The sequence below is a fragment of the Polaromonas sp. Polasp52 genome (genome assembly GCF_059491565.1).
This window is the reverse complement of sequence record NZ_CP168513.1, coordinates 5070036-5088072: the sequence shown is the minus strand read 5'-3', so window position 1 is coordinate 5088072 and position 18037 is coordinate 5070036. Positions and strand designations below refer to the sequence as shown.

Here is an 18037-nt window from a genome sequence, read left to right as displayed (position 1 = left end):
TTTTGAACTATTGAATTAATAGAGCGGGTTTTAGAGACTGAATGGCATTGCAAGAGACGATTGAGCAAACTGTGACGGGGCTGGGCTACGAGCTGGTCGAGATCGAGCGCACCGGCGGCGGTTTGCTGCGTGTCACGATCGACATGCCTTACGTCCAGGGCGCCGAGCAGTTCATCAATGCCGAAGACTGCGAAAAAGTCACCCGCCAGCTGCAGTTTGTGCTGGAAGTCGAGGGCGTCGAATATGCCCGGCTGGAGGTCAGTTCCCCCGGTATCGACAGGCTGCTACGCAGCGAAAAGGATTTTGAGCGTTTTGCCGGCGAGCTGGTCGACATCACGCTGAAGGCGCCGATTGGCGTGGCGGCCAGTGCCGGCTCGACGGTGACGGCCAGCCGCAAGAAATTTCGCGGCACGCTGGAGCGCGCCGAGGCCGGCTGGCAGGTCGTCTGGAGTGACGAGCCTCCCGCCAAACCCGGCCAGAAGATTAGCAAGAAGAGGATTCCCGCACCGCTGCAGGCGCTGGGTTTCACGCTCGACGAGCTTCACCAGGCGCGCCTTGCGCCCGTGGTGGACTTCAAGGGCCGCAAACCCAGATCGGCCCCCGGTGCCGCTTCCTCCACAGAGAATTAAATTTCAAGAAATGAAGAAAGGCAGGCTTGTGAAATGAATCGCGAACTGTTGATGTTGGTTGACGCCATCTCGCGTGAAAAAAATGTGGAGCGCGACGTCGTGTTCGGCGCTGTTGAGCTCGCGCTCGCCTCGGCCACCAAAAAAGTGTACGAAGGCGAAGTGGACATCCGCGTGGTGATCGACCGTGACAGCGGCAACTACGAGACCTTTCGCCGCTGGCTGGTGGTGCCGGACGAAGCCGGCCTGCAAAACCCCGAGGCCGAAGAGCTGGTGAGCGACGCGCGCGACGAAATCCCCGACATCGAAGAGGGCGACTACATCGAAAAGCCGGTTGAAAGCCTGCCCATAGGCCGTATCGGCGCGCAAGCGGCCAAACAGGTCATCCTGCAGAAAATCCGCGACGCCGAGCGCGAAATGCTGCTCAACGACTTCATGTCGCGCGGCGACAAGATTTTTGTCGGCACCGTCAAGCGCATGGACAAGGGCGACATCATTGTCGAATCCGGCCGCGTCGAGGGCCGTTTGCGCCGCGGGGACATGATCCCCAAGGAAAACCTGCGCTCCGGCGACCGTGTCCGCGCCATGATCATGGAAGTGGACACGACCCTGCGCGGCGCGCCCATCATCCTCTCGCGCACCGCGCCCGAGTACATGATCGAGCTGTTCCGCCAGGAAGTGCCTGAAATCGAGCAGGGCCTGCTGGAGATCAAATCCTGCGCCCGCGACCCCGGTTCGCGCGCCAAGATCGCCGTGCTGTCGCACGACAAGCGCGTCGACCCCATAGGCACCTGCGTCGGCGTGCGCGGCACCCGCGTCAACGGCGTGACCAACGAGCTTGCCGGCGAACGCGTCGACATCGTGCTCTGGAGCGAAGACCCGGCCCAGTTCGTCATCGGCGCGCTGGCTCCGGCCAATGTGTCGTCCATCGTGGTGGATGAAGAGCGCCACGCCATGGATGTCGTCGTCGACGAGGAAAACCTGGCCATCTCCATAGGCCGCGGTGGCCAGAACGTGCGCCTTGCCGCCGAGCTGACCGGCTGGAAGATCAACATCATGACGGCCGACGAGTCCGCCCAGAAGCAGGCCAGCGAAACCGACACCAGCCGCAAGCTTTTCATGGAAAAGCTCGACGTGGACGAGGAAATCGCCGACATCCTGATCTCCGAAGGCTTCACCAGCCTCGAAGAAGTGGCTTATGTGCCGCTGCAGGAAATGCTGGAAATCGAATCCTTCGACGAAGACACCGTCAATGAGCTGCGCACCCGCGCCAAAGACGCGCTGCTGACGATGGAAATCGCCAAGGAAGAAAATGCCGAAGGCGTTTCGCAGAACCTGCGCGACGTCCAAGGCCTCACGCCAGAGCTGATCGCCAAATTGACCGAAGCGGGCATCACCACCCGCGACGACCTGGCCGACCTGGCTGTGGACGAACTCACCGATATCACCGGCCAGTCTGCGGACGAGGCCAAAGCCCTGATCATGACCGCTCGCGCGCATTGGTTTACCGATGAGCCCGCTGCCGCTGACACCCCTGCACCCGCAGCGGCCCAAGAGCAATGATCATGAAAGGCCTGCAGGAAAAAAACATATGTCCAGTACCACCACCGTCGCTGAATTCGCAGCTGAACTCAATAAATCCCCCGCCACGCTGATCGAGCAATTGACCAGCGCGGGCGTCGCCAAGGCGCAGCCCAGCGACCCCCTGTCCGAGGCGGACAAGCAAAAGCTCCTGGGCTATTTGCAGGCCAGCCATGGCACTGTCACGGCTGAGCGCAAAAAGATCACGCTGGTGAAAAAATCCACCAGCGAAATCAAGCAGGCCGACGCCACCGGCAAGGCCCGCACCATCCAGGTGGAAGTCCGTAAAAAGCGCACTTTCATCAAACGCGACGAAGGCTCGGACCAGCCCGCCGAAGAAGTGCAGCCCGAAGTGGCCGCACCGCCGCCGGCGCCCGTCGTCGATGACGCCGAATTGATCCGCCGCGAGGAAGAAGCCCGCCGCCACGCAGAGCTGCTGCGCCGCCAGGAGCAGGAACTCGCCGAAAAACGCCGCCTGCGTGAAGAGCAGGACGCGAAGGATGCCGCGCGCGAACAGGAACGTCTGGCTGCCGAGCAGACCGCCCAGGCCGCCGCAGCTGCTGCCGCCGCCGACGCGAAGAAGGCCAAGCCCGCTGCCGGCAAGGCCAAGGAAGCCGCCGCGCCGACGGCCGCCGCCTCCAAGGCCGCTGAAACCGCCGCCGCCGAACAGGCTACCAAGTCCGCCGATGCCGCTGCCGCGGCTGCGGCCGCCAAGGCCAAGGCCACCGCTGAATTCCAGGCCGATGCCGCCAAGGCGCAGGAGCTGCAGGAACGCCGCCGCAAGGCTGAGGCCGAAGCCGCGGGCATCCGCGCCATGATGTCCGCGCCCAAGCGCGTGCTGGTGCCGCACGTCGACCCAAAGGCCGCCATCAAGGGCACGCTGCACAAGCCGGCCGGTGCGCCGGGCGCCGCGCCCAAGCCGGGTGCTCCCGCGGCCGCCGCCGCGCCGGGCGCCGCCGGCAAGAAGGAAGTCAAGTCGGAGAACCTGTCCTCGACCTGGAAGGACGATGCCGCCAAGAAGAAGGGCATCCCGAGCCGTGGCGCGCCCGTCGTGCCCGGACGCGGCAATTTCCGCAGCGGCCCGCGCGGCCGCCGCAGCAACGACCGCGAAGCACGCCCCGAGTCCACCTTTGTGGCGCCGACCGAGTTCAAGGTCATCGAGGTGCATGTGCCCGAAACCATCACCGTGGCCGAACTCGCCCACAAGATGAGCGTCAAGTCCTCCGAGGTGATCAAGCACCTGATGAAGCTCGGCCAGATGGTCACCATCAACCAGCCGCTGGACCAGGACACCGCCATGATCGTGGTGGAAGAAATGGGCCACAAGGCGGTCACCGCCGCGCTGGACGATCCGGAAGCCTTCACCGACGACGACGTGCAGGGCCAGCAGGCGGAACTGCTGCCGCGCGCGCCCGTGGTCACCGTCATGGGCCACGTCGACCACGGCAAGACCTCGCTGCTCGACTACATCCGCCGCGCCAAAGTGGCCGCGGGTGAAGCCGGCGGCATTACCCAGCACATCGGCGCCTACCACGTGGAAACCCCGCGCGGCATGGTGTCCTTCCTGGACACCCCGGGCCACGAGGCTTTCACCGCCATGCGTGCCCGCGGCGCCCAGGCCACCGACATCGTGATCCTGGTGGTGGCGGCCGATGACGGCGTGATGCCCCAGACCAAGGAAGCCATCAAGCATGCCAAGGCGGCCGGCGTTCCCATCGTGGTGGCGATCAACAAGATCGACAAGCCCGATGCCAACCTGGACCGCGTCAAGGGTGAACTGGTCACCGAGGAAGTCGTGCCCGAAGAATTCGGTGGCGATTCTCCCTTTGTGCCGGTTTCCGCCCGCACGGGCGCCGGCATCGACCAGCTGCTCGAGCAGGTGCTGCTGCAGGCCGAGGTGCTGGAACTGCGCGCACCGGTTGACGCCATGGCCAAGGGCCTGGTCATTGAAGCCCAGCTCGACAAGGGCCGCGGCCCGGTCGCGACCGTGCTGATCCAGTCCGGCACGCTCAAGGCCGGCGATGTGGTGCTGGCCGGCTCGACCTACGGCCGCGTGCGCGCCATGCTGGACGAAAACGGCAAGCCGATCAAATCGGCGGGCCCCTCCATTCCCGTGGAAATCCAGGGCCTGACCGAAGTGCCCCAGGCGGGCGACGAGTTCATGGTGATGACCGACGAGCGCCGCGCCCGTGAAATCGCCACTTACCGTGCCGGCAAGTTCCGCAATACCAAGCTGGCCAAGCAGCAGGCCGCCAAGCTGGAGAACATGTTCTCCGACATCTCGGCGGGCGAGGTCAAGATGCTACCCATCATCATCAAGGCCGACGTGCAGGGCTCGCAGGAAGCGCTGGCCCAGTCGCTGCTCAAGCTCTCGACCGACGAGGTCAAGGTGCAACTGGTGTACTCCGGCGTCGGCGGCATTTCCGAGTCCGACGTCAACCTGGCCATCGCCTCCAAGGCCGTGCTGATCGGATTCAACACCCGCGCAGACGCCCAGGCGCGCAAGCAGGCCGAGAACAACGGCATCGACATTCGTTACTACAACATCATTTATGACGCTGTGGACGAACTCAAGGCCGCCATGTCCGGCATGCTCACGCCCGACAAGAAAGAGGAAGTCATCGGTACCGCCGAGATCCGCCAGGTGTTCAAGGTCAGCAAGATCGGCTCCATTGCCGGCTGTATGGTCACCTCCGGCCTGGTTCGCCGCAGCGCGCGCCTGCGCCTGCTGCGCGACAACGTGGTCATCTTCACGGGTGAACTCGACTCGCTCAAGCGTTTCAAGGACGACGTGCGCGAAGTCAAGGAAGGTTTCGAGTGCGGCCTGAATATCAAGAACTACAACGATATTCAAGAAGGCGACATCCTCGAGTTCTTCGAGATCAAGGAAGTGGCGCGTACCTTGTAAAACGGACCGGCCCGTCGCCTTCCCGCGGCGGGCCTTCCAGGCAAGACAAGATTCCGCCCCATTCAGCCCATGCGTAAAAAGTCATCCACCCCCAACCGCGGCTTTCGTGTCGCCGATCAGATCCAGCGCGACCTGACGGAGCTGATCGCGCGCGAGCTGAAAGACCCGCGGGTCGGGATGGTGACCATCCAGGCCGTCGAGGTGACGGCCGACTATGCGCATGCCAAGGTGTTCTTCAGCGTGCTCGTCGGCGACCCGAAGGAGTGCGAGGAAGCGCTCAACCAGGCCGCCGGCTTCCTGCGCAACGGCCTGTTCAAGCGCCTGATGACGCACACCGTGCCGACCCTGCATTTCCACTTCGACCGCACCACCGAGCGCGCGGCCGACATGAACGCCTTGATTGCCAAGGCGGTCTCTTCCCGCGCGCACGACGACTGAGTTCGCGCCGTTCCCCTTGATGACAGGTTCAGGGACAACGGCGCCAACGAAGCGCCGGGTTTGTCCCTTGCGCTGAGCCTGTCGGAACTTATGACGCAAACTTCTTCTCATCGCCAGAAAATCCAGCGACGTCCCGTGCACGGCGTGCTGCTGCTCGACAAGCCGCTGGGCCTGTCGAGCAACCAGGCTTTGCAGAAGGCCAAATGGCTGCTGCGCGCCGACAAGGCCGGCCATACCGGCACGCTGGACCCACTGGCCACCGGCGTGCTGCCGCTGTGCTTTGGCGCGGCCACCAAGTTCAGCCAGATCCAGCTCGATGCCGACAAGACCTACGAAGCCGTGCTGCTGCTGGGCAAAAAGACCAGCACCGCCGACGCCGAGGGCGAGGTCATAGAGACCCGTCCCGTGCCCGAGATCACGCCCGCCCTGCTGCAGGACCTGACGGCGCGCTTCACCGGCCCGCTGGCGCAGGTGCCGCCCATGTATTCGGCGCTCAAGAAAGACGGCAAGGCCCTCTATGAATACGCCCGCAAGGGCCAGGAAGTCGAGCGCGAAGCCCGCCACATCACCATCTTCAAGCTGGAGATGGCCCGGGTCCACGACGAGCGCGCGCCGGCCGCCATCAAGATCACCGTGACCTGCAGCAAGGGCACCTACATCCGCACGCTGGGCGAAGACATCGGCGAGGCCATAGGCTGCGGCGCCCACCTGGGCTCGCTCAGGCGGCTGGAGACCGGCGGCTACACCACGCAGCAGTGCGTCAGCTTGCCGGCCCTGGAAGCCATGACCGAGCCCGAGCGCGAAGCCTGCCTGCTGCCGGCCCAGTCCCTGGTGGCCGCGTACCCGTCTGTCACATTGGACGCCGACAATGCGGGGCGGTTTTTAAGCGGCCTGCGCCGCCGGGGCGAGCCCGGCCAGTGGGGCGCCGACGCGCCGCTGGTGCAGGTCTACGGTCCTGCGGCGGGGCAGGGCGGCGACGCCCCGGCCTTCCTGGGCTCGGCCCACATCACGGCGGACGAGCTGATTCCGCAACGCCTGCTGAGCCCGATAGAGATCCAGGACATTCTGAATGCCGCGCACAGTTCCGGCGGCACCGCGCCCGCGGGTGCGGCGGCCCTTGTTCACCATTGACAGTTTTTGCCAGTTTTTGACGTTTTAAAGTTCCCAGAAAGCCAACCATGAGCCACAAACAGATCCGCAATATCGCCATCATCGCCCACGTTGACCATGGCAAAACCACCATGGTCGACCAGCTGCTGCGCCAGTCCGGCACCTTCGCCGAGCACGAAAAAGTGGTCGACACCGTGATGGACAACAACGCCATCGAAAAAGAACGCGGCATTACCATCCTGGCCAAGAACTGCGCCGTGACCTGGGAAGGCACGCACATCAACATCGTCGACACCCCGGGCCACGCCGACTTCGGCGGTGAAGTCGAGCGCGCGCTGTCCATGGTCGACGGCGTGGTGCTGCTGATCGACGCGCAGGAAGGCCCCATGCCCCAGACGCGTTTCGTGACCAAGAAGGCGCTGGCCCTGGGCCTGAAGCCCATCGTCGTGGTCAACAAGGTCGACAAGCCGGGCGCCAATCCCGACAAGGTGGTCAACGCCGCCTTCGACCTGTTCGACAAGCTGGGCGCAACCGACGAGCAGCTGGACTTCCCCGTGGTTTACGCCTCCGGCATCAACGGCTGGTCCTCGCTCGAGGAAGGCCCGCCCAACGAGCAGTGGGGCCCCGACATGTCGGCCCTGTTCAACACCATCCTCAAGCACGTGCCGTCCCAGAAGGGCGACCCGGCTGCGCCGCTGCAGCTGCAGATTTCCGCGCTTGATTTCTCGACCTTCGTCGGCCGCATCGGCGTGGGCCGCATCAGCCAGGGCACCATCAAGCCCATGATGGACGTGGTCGTCATGGAAGGCCCGGACGGCAAGGCCATCAAGGGCCGCATCAACCAGGTCCTGACCTTCCAGGGCCTGGAGCGCGTGCAGGCCACCGAAGCCGGCCCCGGCGAGATCGTGCTGATCAACGGCATTGCCGACATCGGCATCGGCGTGACCATCACCGACCCGCTCAACCCCGCGCCGCTGCCCATGCTCAAGGTCGACGAACCGACCCTGACCATGAACTTCTGCGTCAACACCAGCCCGCTGGCCGGCCGCGAAGGCAAGTACGTCACCAGCCGCCAGATCTGGGACCGCCTGCAGAAAGAGCTGCAGCACAACGTGGCCCTGCGCGTCAAGGAAACCGACGAAGAAGGCATTTTTGAAGTCATGGGCCGTGGCGAGCTGCACCTGACCATCCTGCTGGAAAACATGCGCCGCGAAGGCTATGAGCTGGCCGTCTCCAAGCCGCGCGTGGTGTTCAAGGACGTCAACGGCGAGAAGCACGAGCCTATCGAGCTGGTCACCGCCGACATCGAAGACCAGCACCAGGGCGGCGTGATGCAGGCCCTGGGCGAGCGCAAGGGCGAGCTGGTGAACATGGAGCCGGACGGCCGCGGCCGTGTGCGCCTTGAGTACCGCATCCCGGCGCGCGGCCTGATCGGCTTTACCAACGAGTTCCTGAACCTGACGCGCGGCTCGGGCCTGATCTCCAACATCTTCGACAGCTACGAGCCGCACAAGGGCGACATCGGCGGCCGCAAGAACGGCGTGCTGATCTCCATGGACGACGGTGAAATCTTCACCTACGCCCTGGGCAAGCTGGACGACCGCGGCCGCATGTTCGTGCGCGCCAACGACCCGGTGTACGAAGGCATGATCGTCGGCATCCACAGCCGCGACAACGACCTGGTGGTCAACGCCACGCGCACCAAGCAGTTGACCAACTTCCGCGTCAGCGGCAAGGAAGACGCGATCAAGATCACGCCGCCGATTGAATGCACGCTGGAATACGGCGTGGAATTCATCGAGGACGACGAGCTGGTCGAAATCACGCCCAAGTCCATCCGCCTGCGCAAGCGCCACCTGAAAGAAAGCGACCGCAAGCGCGCTGGAAGGTCTTAAAGCCCCCACGGTCGCTCACTTCGTGTAGCTTCCTGCCCCCCGAGGGGGCCGCTGCGCCTGCGGCCCGGCAAAGCCGGTTCCGCGGCCCCTGCTGGCAACAGAGGGGGAGCGCTTGAAAATCAGGCCGCTGTGCGTAAAAGCTTCAGCGGCTTTTTAAGTTTGTATCAGAGCTGAATTGATTGTTCGCCCATGAAACTCACGCATTCCCGCGCCGTTTTCCTGATGATCCTGGTGACCATGATGTGGTCGATTGCCGGGGTCGTGACCCGCCACCTGGAGTCGGCCCGCAGCTTTGAGGTCACCTTCTGGCGCAGCTTTTTCACGGTGGTGTCGCTGTTGGTCATCCTGCCGTTTTTCCAGGGCAGGGCGGTGTTCAGCAAGATCCGCAACGGCGGCTCGGCTTTCTGGCTGTCGGGTGTCTGCTGGAGCGTGATGTTCACCGCCTTCATGGTCGCGCTCACGCTGACCACCGTGGCCAACGTGCTGGTGACCATGGCGGTCAGCCCCTTCATCACGGCCCTGCTGGCGCGCGCCTTCATCGGCCACAAGATTCCGGCACGCACCTGGCTGGCCATCGCCATGGCCGGCGCCGGCATTGCCTGGATGTACGGCGGGCAGATGGACCTTTCCAGCCATATAGGCGGGACCCTGGTGGCCCTGATGGTGCCGCTGGCCAGCGCCAGCAACTGGACGGTGGTGCAGCACAGCCGTGCCCATGGCAAGAACGTCGACCTGGTGCCCGCGGTGCTGCTGGGCGCGGCGATTTCGACGCTGGCGACCTTGCCGCTGTCGCTGCCGTTTTCCGCCACGGCGCATGACGTCGGCCTGCTGGCGCTGCTGGGCCTGGTGCAACTGGCCATTCCCTGCGTGCTGTCGGTGATGTGCGCCGGTGTGCTCAAGGCGCCGGAAGTCGCCTTGCTGGCGCTGCTGGAAGTGATTTTCGGGATTCTGCTGGCCTGGTTCGGCGCGGGCGAGGTGCCCGGCGCCAGTGTGCTCACGGGCGGGGCGCTGGTCATAGGCGCGCTGGTGGTCAATGAACTGATTGGATGGAGGCAGCGCGCATGAACGGCATGAACACGGAGACCCGGACCGAGGTGCTGGTCGAGCGCCGCGGCAATGCCGGGCTCATCACCCTGAACCGCCCCAAGGCGCTCAATGCGCTGTCCCTGGGCATGATCCGGGCCTTGTCCGCCGCCTTGCTGGCCTGGCGCGACGACCCGGCGGTCCATGTCGTGGCCATACGCGGCAGCAACAAAAAAGGCCAGCCCGGCACACCGGAGAGCCTGTTCGGCGGCTTTTGCGCGGGCGGCGACATCCGCTTTTTCCACCAGGCGGTGTTTGCGGGCGATTCCGCGCTGGAAGACTTCTTCACCGAGGAATACGCCCTCAACCACCTGATCCACACCTATCCCAAGCCCTATGTTGCTTTCATGGACGGCGTGGTCATGGGCGGCGGCATGGGAATCAGCCAGGGTGCCAAATTACGGATCGTGACCGAGCACACCAAGATGGCCATGCCGGAAACCAACATTGGTTTGTTCCCGGACGTAGGCGGCGGTTATTTCCTGAGCCGTTGCCCCGGCCACGCGGGCGAGTACCTGGCGCTGACGGGGGACGTCATTGGCGCGCAAGAGGCGCTGGACTATGGGCTGGCCGACATCCAGGTCGAGGCGGCCCGCCTTCCTGAACTCTGGGATGCGCTGGGTAGCCAGGCCTTTGCTTCGGCCGCGGCGGCCGAGGCCTGGATAGCGGCACAGTGGACAGCGGGCCACACCCGGCCGGCCAAGGCAGACGGCCAGATCGATGGCTATTTCTCGCTGCAGCGTGTGAAGCACATCGTCGATGCGCTGGAGGCGTCGGCCGACCCCTGGGCGGCCAAAACCGCCGCAACCTTGCGCAAACGCTCGCCGCTGATGCTGCACGTCACGCTGGAGCAGATTCGCCGCGCGCGCGGCATGGGCCTGGCCGATGACCTGCGCATGGAGCGCGACATGGTGCACCACTGCTTTCACCTGCGCCCGGGCGCGGCCGGCGAAACCGTCGAAGGCATACGCGCGCTGGCCATTGACAAGGACTACAAGCCGCAGTGGAACCCGGCGCGCATTGAAGACGTCAAGCCCGGCATGGCGGATGCGTTTTTCGCCAGCCCCTGGACGCCTGAGGCGCATCCCCTGCGCGGGCTGAAGTAAGCGAGCCGAGGCTCAGAGCTGCTGGTACACCTGCTGCGCCAGCTTCATCAATTCATCGCGCGAGACGGCACCGCTCAGCGCATAACCAAAGCCCTGGTCCACCCAGTAAAACGAGGGCACCGGGCCGTCGCCGCTGTAGCGGAAGGCGGTTTCCTGTGCTGCCTGGGACTGCGGCTGGGAGATCGCATCGATGGCGCCCAGGTACAGCGTCAGGCGCAGGCCGGCCGCGTTCTGGAACATGAATTGCGCGCGGGCGCCGCCGTCACCGGACAGCAGCCTGCCGCCGACCAGCTCATAACCCTCGGCTGCCAGCACCGGCACTTTCAGCGGCCGGCCCACGCGTTTGGACAGCCACTGCACCAGGTGCTCCTGCTGCGCGGCGGTGACCTCCACAGGATGGCGCACCTCGGGCGAAAACACCGCGTGCGCCAGCGAAGCCTGGTGCACAAAGGATTGCGCCGAACGCGCGGAGGCCAGTTGCTGCGCTGCCGGGTTGCCGAGCTGCCCATGTGACAGCCAGCCCACGCCAAAGGCCAGCACCACGGCGGCCGCCATGCCGCCCCAGCGCCGCCATTGGTCAATTTGCCGCTTGCCCGCCTGGCCTCGGCGCGCGGCGGCCAGCAGGGTGTCGGGGATGGCTTCGTCCAGCAAGGGGCGGTACAGGGCGCGCAAGGCCTCGCGCTGGGCCTTCCAGCTTCGCAGTGTCTCGCGCGCGGCAGCGTCTTCGCCCAGTTGCGCTTCGAGTTCAGCCTGCCGGGCAGGCGGCAAGCGGCCGTCGACCAGGGCGTTGATCCGGTCGTGCAGGGCTTCGCCTTGGGCGTGAGAGGTGTCGTGGTTTTTTTCCATAGGGTGCTGCCTTTACTTCAGGCGCCTGAGCTGGGCCGGCGCGGCGGCGGCCACCGGGGCCGGGCCGTCCATCAATTCACGCAAACGGCTTCGCGCGCGCGACAGCCGGGACATGACCGTTCCGACCGGCACGCCGGTGATCCTGGCGACCTCCTCATAGCTGAGGTCTTCGAGGCTGACCAGCAGCAGCACGGCCCGCTGGTCTTCGGGCAGGCGCAGCAGGCAGCGCTGCAGGTCCAGCGACTGGGCGGTGCCGGCCTCCGGCGCCGCCAGTTCGTTCTCGACCTCATCGACGTTGACCGTGGCACCCGCGGCCGCCTGCCGCAGGGAGCGGCGGACCTGGTTGACGAAGATGTTGTGCATCAGCGTGAACAGCCAGGCGCGCAGGTCGCTGCCTACCACCCACAGCCGCCATTTGGCGCAGGCGCGTTCCAGCGTGTCCTGCACCAGGTCGTCGGCCGTCCAGGCGTCGCCCGTCAGCGCGCGCGCATAGCGCCGCAGGCTGGGGATATGGTCGGTCAGCGGAAAGTGGGTCATGCGTGGTGCAAAGCCTGCTGCCATCCTAACCAGGCCGGGCAGGGCAGGCAGCAGCGCCCTGGCGTCAGGGTTTGGCGACGTGCCAGACGGTGCCTACGTTGTCGCCGGTCTTGTCGCCCGGCTTGCTGTCCTTGGCCCAGTAATACAGCGGCTTGCCCTTCATGGCCCATTGTTTCTTGCCGTCGTCGCGGGTGATCACCGTGTAGTCGCCGGCCGGCTTGTCGGCGTCGCTGGCCATCAGGGGTGGCCAGTTGGTGGCGCAGGGGCCGTTGCAGACGGATTTGCCGCTGTTGGCGGCGTCGCGGTCGAAGACGTACAGCGTCATGCCGTTGGGGCCGACCAGCATGCCGTCGGCAACACGGGCCGGGGCGGGGGTGGTCATGGAGGCGCAGCCGCCAAGCAGGGCAGCCGCCAGAAGGGCGGTGGACAGCAGTTTCATGGAATTCTCCGGTGTGGTGTTGTGGGCGTTTTCGATGGCGCAGCACACATGTACATGCGGCTGCACAGGGATAAACACCGGCCGGGGCCGGTTTATTCCATCGCCGGAGAAAAAAAAGCCGCGGTCAGCGGTTGCGGGACTTCATCGCGCGTTCGACCTCGCGTTTGCCTTCGCGGTCCTTGATGGTGTCGCGCTTGTCGTGTTCGCCCTTGCCCTTGGCCAGGCCGATCTCGCATTTGACCTTGCCGGCCTTCCAGTGCATGTTCAGCGGCACCAGGGTGAAGCCTTTTTGCTCGACCTTGCCGACCAGCCTGCGGATTTCTTCCTTGTGCATCAGCAGCTTTTTGGTCCGCACCGAATCGGGCCGCACATGCGTGGAGGCCGTGCCCAGCGGGTTGATCTGGCAGCCGATGATGAACAGCTCGCCGCCGCGCACCACCACATAGCCGTCGGTGAGCTGCACCTTGCCTTCGCGCAGGGACTTCACTTCCCAGCCTTCGAGCACCATGCCGGCTTCAAAGCGCTCCTCGATGTGATAGTTGAAGAGGGCTTTTTTGTTGTCGGCAATGCGCACGGCCGCAGCAGCGGCCTTGGGGGACAGCTTGGCGGAAGGCGTTGCGGCCGTTTTTTTGGAGGAGGATGCTTCTTTGGTGGCCATGGATAAGAGATAGGGGCGAAAACCGGAAAGTACAGTGCCAATACAATTGCGCCCAGCCTTCCATTGTATGAAAACCGTTCACAAGTCCGTTTTAATCTGGTACAGCGCCGCCGAGATGTACGCCCTGGTCACCGACGTCGCACGTTATCCCGAGTTTTTGCCGTGGTGCGACCAGGCCTCGGTGCTGGAGGAGGACGCGCACGGGATGACGGCAAAAATCGGCCTCTCCATCGCCGGCCTCTCGCAGAGCTTCACTACACGCAACACCCACGAAAAGGACCGCAAGGTCAGCCTCAAGCTGGTCGACGGCCCGTTTTCAAAACTGGACGGCCACTGGGATTTCACGCCGGTGGGCAAGGGCGGCGAAAGGGCCTGCAAGGTCGAGTTCAGCCTGCGCTATGACTTTGACAATGCCGCGCTGGCGGCGCTGGTCGGTCCCGTGTTCGACAAGATCGCGGGAAGCCTGGTCGATGCTTTTGTCAAAAGAGCCTCGGACGTCTATGGCGAGCCCTGAGGGCGGCGCTCCGCTGGCCATCACCCTGGTTTATTCCCCCGCGCCGCGGCAGGTGCGTGAGTGGATGCTGGAGCTGGCAGCCGGCGCGACGGTCGCCCAGGCCCTGGCGGCCAGCGGGATATTCAAGGAGTTTCCCGAACTGCGGGCCGCCCGCCTGGTGCTGGGCATCTGGGGCCGCAAAACCACGCCGGGACATGTGCTGCACAAACAGGACAGGGTGGAAATCTACCGCGGCCTGCGCGTGGACCCCAAAGTGGCGCGCCGGGAGAGGTTCAACCGCCAGGGCGCCAAGCGGGCCGGACTGTTTGCCAAAACCCGGGCCGGCGCCAAGGCCGGTTACTGAAGTGAAGGGCAGAGGCCAGGCCCGCGGCCGGCACACCCTGCTTATTTGCAGTCGCTGCTCACAATCCCCTGGGTACGCTTGATTTCCGCGGCCCTGGCGTTGTCATCCATATAGTCGCGTTCGCCCTTGGCATTGGTGATGGGGACCCGCTGGCCCGATTGCAGGCCGGCCAGCGTCTTTTTCGCCCGTTCGCAGTTCTCCGCCTTGGCTTTGGAGACCTGCTCATCTTGCGCCTGCTTTTTGGCGGCGGCTTCGTCTTCCGCCTGTTTTTTCTTGGCTTCGAGCTGTGCGTCCTTGCCGGTCAGCTTGGGTGCGTTGGGATCGCTTTTGGCCGCCGGGGCGGAGGCCGCGGCTCCGGGCGCTGCTGCCGGGTCCTCATTGGTGGCGGGCTGCGCAACCATTTTGGCTCCGCGCGGCATCTTCAGGATGTTTTTTGGCGGGATATCGGCAGGCGGCGAGCGGTCGCTGTAGACCTTGCGGCCGTCCTTGTCTATCCATTGCCACTGCGCCAGGGCAGTCAGTGAAAATGCACCGCCGGCGACGGCCAGGATGAGTGTTCTTGAGACGAGTTTGAGGTCCATTTCGCGAGTGTAGCGCTGTGCGGCACGGTTTTTTGCCTGTTCGGACGCAAACGGGGCGCAAAGAGCAGGCAAAGCGGCCTTTTTACAACCTGGGCGCAACAGCGGCGATACCGGTGCCAGGGGCGGCGGCGGGAGGGCAAGGGTTAGTACCGACGGGTTTTTGCGACAAGGGTACAATCGTGTTTTTGGAGCCATCCCTATGCGCCTACTCGGCAAAGCGCTCACCTTCGACGACGTATTGTTGGTGCCAGCGTTCTCCCAGGTCCTGCCCAAGGACACTTCACTTTCCACCCAATTCTCCCGAAACATCCGCCTGAACCTGCCGCTCGTGTCGGCGGCCATGGACACGGTCACCGAAGCCCGGCTGGCCATCGCCATCGCCCAGGAAGGCGGCATAGGCATCGTCCACAAGAACCTCACGGCCCAGCAGCAGGCCGCTGAAGTTGCCAAGGTCAAGCGCTACGAAAGCGGCGTCCTGCGCGACCCGGTCGTCATCACCCCCACACACACCGTGCGCCAGGTCATGGCGCTCAGCGAGCAGCTCGGCATTTCCGGCTTCCCCGTCATCGACGGCGGCCGGGTGGTCGGCATCGTGACGGGACGCGACATGCGCTTCGAATCGCGCATGGACGTGCCGGTCAGCACCATCATGACGCCGCGCGAGCGCCTGATCACCATCTCCGAAACCGCCTCGCTGTCCGATGCCAAGGCGTTGCTGAACAAGCACCGCCTGGAGCGCGTGCTGCTGGTCAACGACAACTTCGAGCTCAAGGGCCTGATCACCGTCAAGGACATCACCAAGCAGACCACCTTCCCGAACGCCGCGCGTGATTCCCACGGCCAGCTGCGCGTGGGCGCCGCCGTCGGGGTGGGCGAGGGCACCGAAGAGCGCGTTGAAGCCCTGGTCAAGGCCGGCGTCGACGCCATCGTGGTCGATACCGCCCACGGCCACAGCAAGGGCGTGCTCGACCGGGTGCGCTGGGTCAAGCAAAACTACCCCCAGGTCGACGTCATAGGCGGCAACATCGCCACCGGCGCGGCGGCGCTGGCGCTGGTCGAAGCCGGCGCCGACGGCGTCAAGGTCGGCATAGGCCCCGGCAGCATTTGCACCACCCGCATCGTCGCGGGTGTCGGCGTGCCGCAGATCATGGCCATCGACAATGTCGCCACCGCGCTGCGAGGCACCGGCGTTCCGCTGATCGGCGACGGCGGCATCCGCTACAGCGGCGACATCGCCAAGGCCATCGCGGCCGGCGCCAACACCGTCATGATGGGCGGCATGTTCGCCGGCACCGAGGAAGCCCCGGGCGAGGTCATCCTGTTCCAGGGCCGCAGCTACAAGAGCTACCGCGGCATGGGCAGCATAGGCGCCATGCAGCAGGGCAGCGCCGACCGCTACTTCCAGGAATCGAGCACCGGCAACCCGAATGCCGACAAGCTGGTGCCCGAAGGCATCGAAGGCCGGGTGCCTTACAAGGGTTCCATGGTCGCCATCGTGTTCCAGATGGCCGGCGGCCTGCGGGCCAGCATGGGTTACTGCGGCTGCGCCACCATCGAGGACATGCGCGACAAGGCCGAGTTCGTCGAAATCACCTCGGCGGGCATTCGCGAAAGCCATGTCCACGACGTGCAGATCACGAAAGAAGCGCCAAACTACCGCGCCGATTGAGTTTGACCCAGCCGGCCAGGGCGTCTTGAAAGACGCCCTTTCTTTTTTTGCCTTGAAGAAGCCCCTCATGCAACACCAGAAAATCCTCATCCTCGATTTCGGCTCCCAGGTCACCCAGCTGATCGCGCGCCGCGTGCGCGACGCCCATGTGTTTTGCGAAGTCCATCCCTGCGACGTCAGCGATGACTGGGTCCGCGAGTACGCCAAGGACGGCACGCTCAAGGGCGTGATCCTCTCCGGCAGCCACGCCAGCATCTACGAAGAAACCACCGACAAGGCGCCGCAATCCGTTTTTGAGCTGGGCTTGCCGGTGCTGGGCATCTGCTACGGCATGCAGGCCATGGCGCACCAGCTGGGCGGCAAGGTCGAAGGCGGGCACAAGCGCGAATTCGGCTCCGCCGACGTGCGCGCCCGCGGCCACACGGCGCTGCTCAAGGACATCGCCGACTACACCACGCCCGAAGGCCAGGGCATGCTCGATGTCTGGATGAGCCATGGCGACAAGGTCACCGAAATGCCGCCCGGCTTCAAGCTCATGGCGTCCACCGATTCCTGCCCCATCGCCGGCATGGCCGACGAGGAGCGCCGCTTCTATGCGGTGCAGTTCCACCCCGAGGTCACGCACACCAAGCAGGGAAACGCCATCCTCAAGCGCTTTGTGCTCGATATCTGCGGCACGCGCCAGGACTGGGTCATGGGCGACTACATCAGCGAAGCCGTCGAGAAGATCCGCCAGCAGGTCGGTGACGAAGAAGTCATCCTGGGTCTCTCGGGCGGCGTCGATTCCTCGGTGGCCGCGGCCCTGATCCACCGCGCCATCGGCGACCAGCTGACCTGTGTTTTTGTCGACCACGGCCTGCTGCGCCTGAACGAGGGCGACATGGTGATGGACATGTTTGTCGGCAAGCTGCACGCCAAGGTGGTTCGCGTCGACGCAAGCGCGCAGTTCCTCGGCCACCTGGCCGGCGTCAGCGAGCCCGAGGCCAAGCGCAAGATCATAGGCCGCGAGTTCGTCGAGGTGTTCAAGGCCGAGGCCGCCAGGCTCAAGGCCGGCGACGGCGGCCACAAAGGCGCCAAATGGCTGGCCCAGGGCACGATTTACCCCGACGTCATCGAGTCCGGCGGCGCCAAGAGCAAAAAAGCTGTCACCATCAAAAGCCACCACAACGTGGGCGGCCTGCCCGAGCAGTTGGGCCTGAAGCTCCTGGAGCCGCTGCGCGAGCTGTTCAAGGACGAGGTCCGCGAGCTCGGCGTGGCCCTGGGCCTGCCGCACGACATGGTCTACCGCCACCCCTTCCCGGGCCCCGGCCTGGGCGTGCGCATCCTGGGCGAAGTCAAAAAGGAATACGCCGACCTGCTGCGCCGCGCCGATGCGATCTTCATCGAGGAACTGCGCAACTTCAAGGATGCGGCCAGCGGCAAGACCTGGTACGAACTCACCAGCCAGGCCTTCACCGTGTTCCTGCCTGTCAAAAGCGTGGGCGTGATGGGCGACGGCCGCACCTACGACTACGTCGTGGCCCTGCGCGCGGTGCAGACCAGCGACTTCATGACCGCCGACTGGGCCGAGCTGCCCTATGCGCTGCTCAAAAAGGTCTCGGGTCGCATCATCAACGAGGTGCGCGGCATCAACCGCGTGACTTACGACGTGAGCAGCAAGCCGCCGGCGACGATTGAATGGGAATGAGCGTGTAGAGAATGTC

Annotated in this window: 17 protein-coding genes; 12 read left to right on the top strand and 5 right to left on the bottom strand. The window is 64.8% G+C overall.

Annotation, left to right across the window (positions count from 1 at the left end; translation table 11 throughout):
- Window positions 1–41: 41 nt before the first annotated feature.
- From rimP to ACEN9P_RS23775, 8 genes are all read left to right on the top strand, one after another.
- Window positions 42–629: a ribosome maturation factor RimP gene (rimP, locus tag ACEN9P_RS23810; RefSeq protein WP_074574433.1), complete on the top strand. Its 588-nt coding sequence runs from the start codon at window positions 42–44 to the stop codon at window positions 627–629.
- A 33-nt stretch (window positions 630–662) separates the two neighbouring features.
- On the top strand, window positions 663–2189 hold the full coding sequence (gene nusA, locus ACEN9P_RS23805) for a transcription termination factor NusA (RefSeq protein ID WP_007865395.1): 1527 nt from the start codon (window positions 663–665) through the stop codon (window positions 2187–2189).
- A gap of 28 nt (window positions 2190–2217) precedes the next feature.
- Window positions 2218–5115 carry a translation initiation factor IF-2 gene (gene infB / locus ACEN9P_RS23800; RefSeq protein WP_477663056.1) on the top strand — a complete coding sequence of 966 codons (2898 nt, stop codon included), beginning with the start codon at window positions 2218–2220 and terminating at the stop codon, window positions 5113–5115.
- Between the two features lie 69 nt (window positions 5116–5184).
- Complete coding sequence (gene rbfA, locus ACEN9P_RS23795) at window positions 5185–5553, top strand: 30S ribosome-binding factor RbfA (RefSeq protein ID WP_007865402.1); 369 nt, start codon at window positions 5185–5187, stop codon at window positions 5551–5553.
- 90 nt (window positions 5554–5643) lie between these two features.
- Window positions 5644–6684 (top strand): tRNA pseudouridine(55) synthase TruB, encoded by a 1041-nt coding sequence (gene truB, locus ACEN9P_RS23790; RefSeq protein WP_495620668.1) that lies wholly within the window; start codon window positions 5644–5646, stop codon window positions 6682–6684.
- A 47-nt stretch (window positions 6685–6731) separates the two neighbouring features.
- Entirely contained in the window at window positions 6732–8558 is a 1827-nt protein-coding gene (typA, locus tag ACEN9P_RS23785) for a translational GTPase TypA (RefSeq protein ID WP_477663058.1), read from the top strand.
- A 189-nt stretch (window positions 8559–8747) separates the two neighbouring features.
- Window positions 8748–9623, top strand: a complete 876-nt coding sequence (locus tag ACEN9P_RS23780) for a DMT family transporter (RefSeq protein WP_477663059.1) — start codon at window positions 8748–8750, stop codon at window positions 9621–9623.
- Window positions 9620–10747: an enoyl-CoA hydratase/isomerase family protein gene (locus ACEN9P_RS23775; protein ID WP_477663060.1), complete on the top strand. Its 1128-nt coding sequence runs from the start codon at window positions 9620–9622 to the stop codon at window positions 10745–10747. Before ACEN9P_RS23780 ends, ACEN9P_RS23775 begins: the two co-directional genes overlap by 4 nt.
- Before the next feature lie 12 nt (window positions 10748–10759).
- Here the strand turns inward: ACEN9P_RS23775 and ACEN9P_RS23770 are convergent, their stop codons facing one another.
- The 4 genes from ACEN9P_RS23770 to smpB form a co-directional block, all read right to left on the bottom strand.
- Window positions 10760–11593, bottom strand: a complete 834-nt coding sequence (locus tag ACEN9P_RS23770; RefSeq protein ID WP_495620667.1) for an anti-sigma factor family protein — start codon at window positions 11591–11593, stop codon at window positions 10760–10762.
- 12 nt (window positions 11594–11605) lie between these two features.
- Window positions 11606–12130 (bottom strand): sigma-70 family RNA polymerase sigma factor, encoded by a 525-nt coding sequence (locus ACEN9P_RS23765; protein WP_477663062.1) that lies wholly within the window; start codon window positions 12128–12130, stop codon window positions 11606–11608.
- 64 nt (window positions 12131–12194) lie between these two features.
- Window positions 12195–12569, bottom strand: coding sequence for a COG4315 family predicted lipoprotein (locus ACEN9P_RS23760; RefSeq protein ID WP_495620666.1), 375 nt, complete (start codon window positions 12567–12569; stop codon window positions 12195–12197).
- A gap of 124 nt (window positions 12570–12693) precedes the next feature.
- Complete coding sequence (gene smpB, locus ACEN9P_RS23755) at window positions 12694–13227, bottom strand: SsrA-binding protein SmpB (RefSeq protein WP_007865439.1); 534 nt, start codon at window positions 13225–13227, stop codon at window positions 12694–12696.
- 67 nt (window positions 13228–13294) lie between these two features.
- Between smpB and ACEN9P_RS23750 the strand changes: the two genes are divergently transcribed.
- The gene (locus tag ACEN9P_RS23750; protein ID WP_413330517.1) at window positions 13295–13741 is read left to right on the top strand and encodes a type II toxin-antitoxin system RatA family toxin; all 447 of its coding nucleotides are present in this window, start codon (window positions 13295–13297) and stop codon (window positions 13739–13741) included.
- Window positions 13728–14084: an RnfH family protein gene (locus tag ACEN9P_RS23745; RefSeq protein ID WP_495620665.1), complete on the top strand. Its 357-nt coding sequence runs from the start codon at window positions 13728–13730 to the stop codon at window positions 14082–14084. Before ACEN9P_RS23750 ends, ACEN9P_RS23745 begins: the two co-directional genes overlap by 14 nt.
- 41 nt (window positions 14085–14125) lie before the next feature.
- Here ACEN9P_RS23745 and ACEN9P_RS23740 read toward each other — a convergent pair whose 3' ends face one another.
- The gene (locus ACEN9P_RS23740) at window positions 14126–14860 is read right to left on the bottom strand and encodes a DUF4124 domain-containing protein (protein WP_477663067.1); all 735 of its coding nucleotides are present in this window, start codon (window positions 14858–14860) and stop codon (window positions 14126–14128) included.
- Between the two features lie 4 nt (window positions 14861–14864).
- On the opposite strand from ACEN9P_RS23740, the gene guaB reads away from it, so the two are divergent.
- Entirely contained in the window at window positions 14865–16334 is a 1470-nt protein-coding gene (gene guaB, locus ACEN9P_RS23735) for an IMP dehydrogenase (protein WP_074574413.1), read from the top strand.
- Window positions 16335–16401: 67 nt separating this feature from the next.
- Window positions 16402–18021, top strand: a complete 1620-nt coding sequence (guaA, locus tag ACEN9P_RS23730; RefSeq protein ID WP_477663068.1) for a glutamine-hydrolyzing GMP synthase — start codon at window positions 16402–16404, stop codon at window positions 18019–18021.
- Window positions 18022–18037 lie beyond the last annotated feature (16 nt).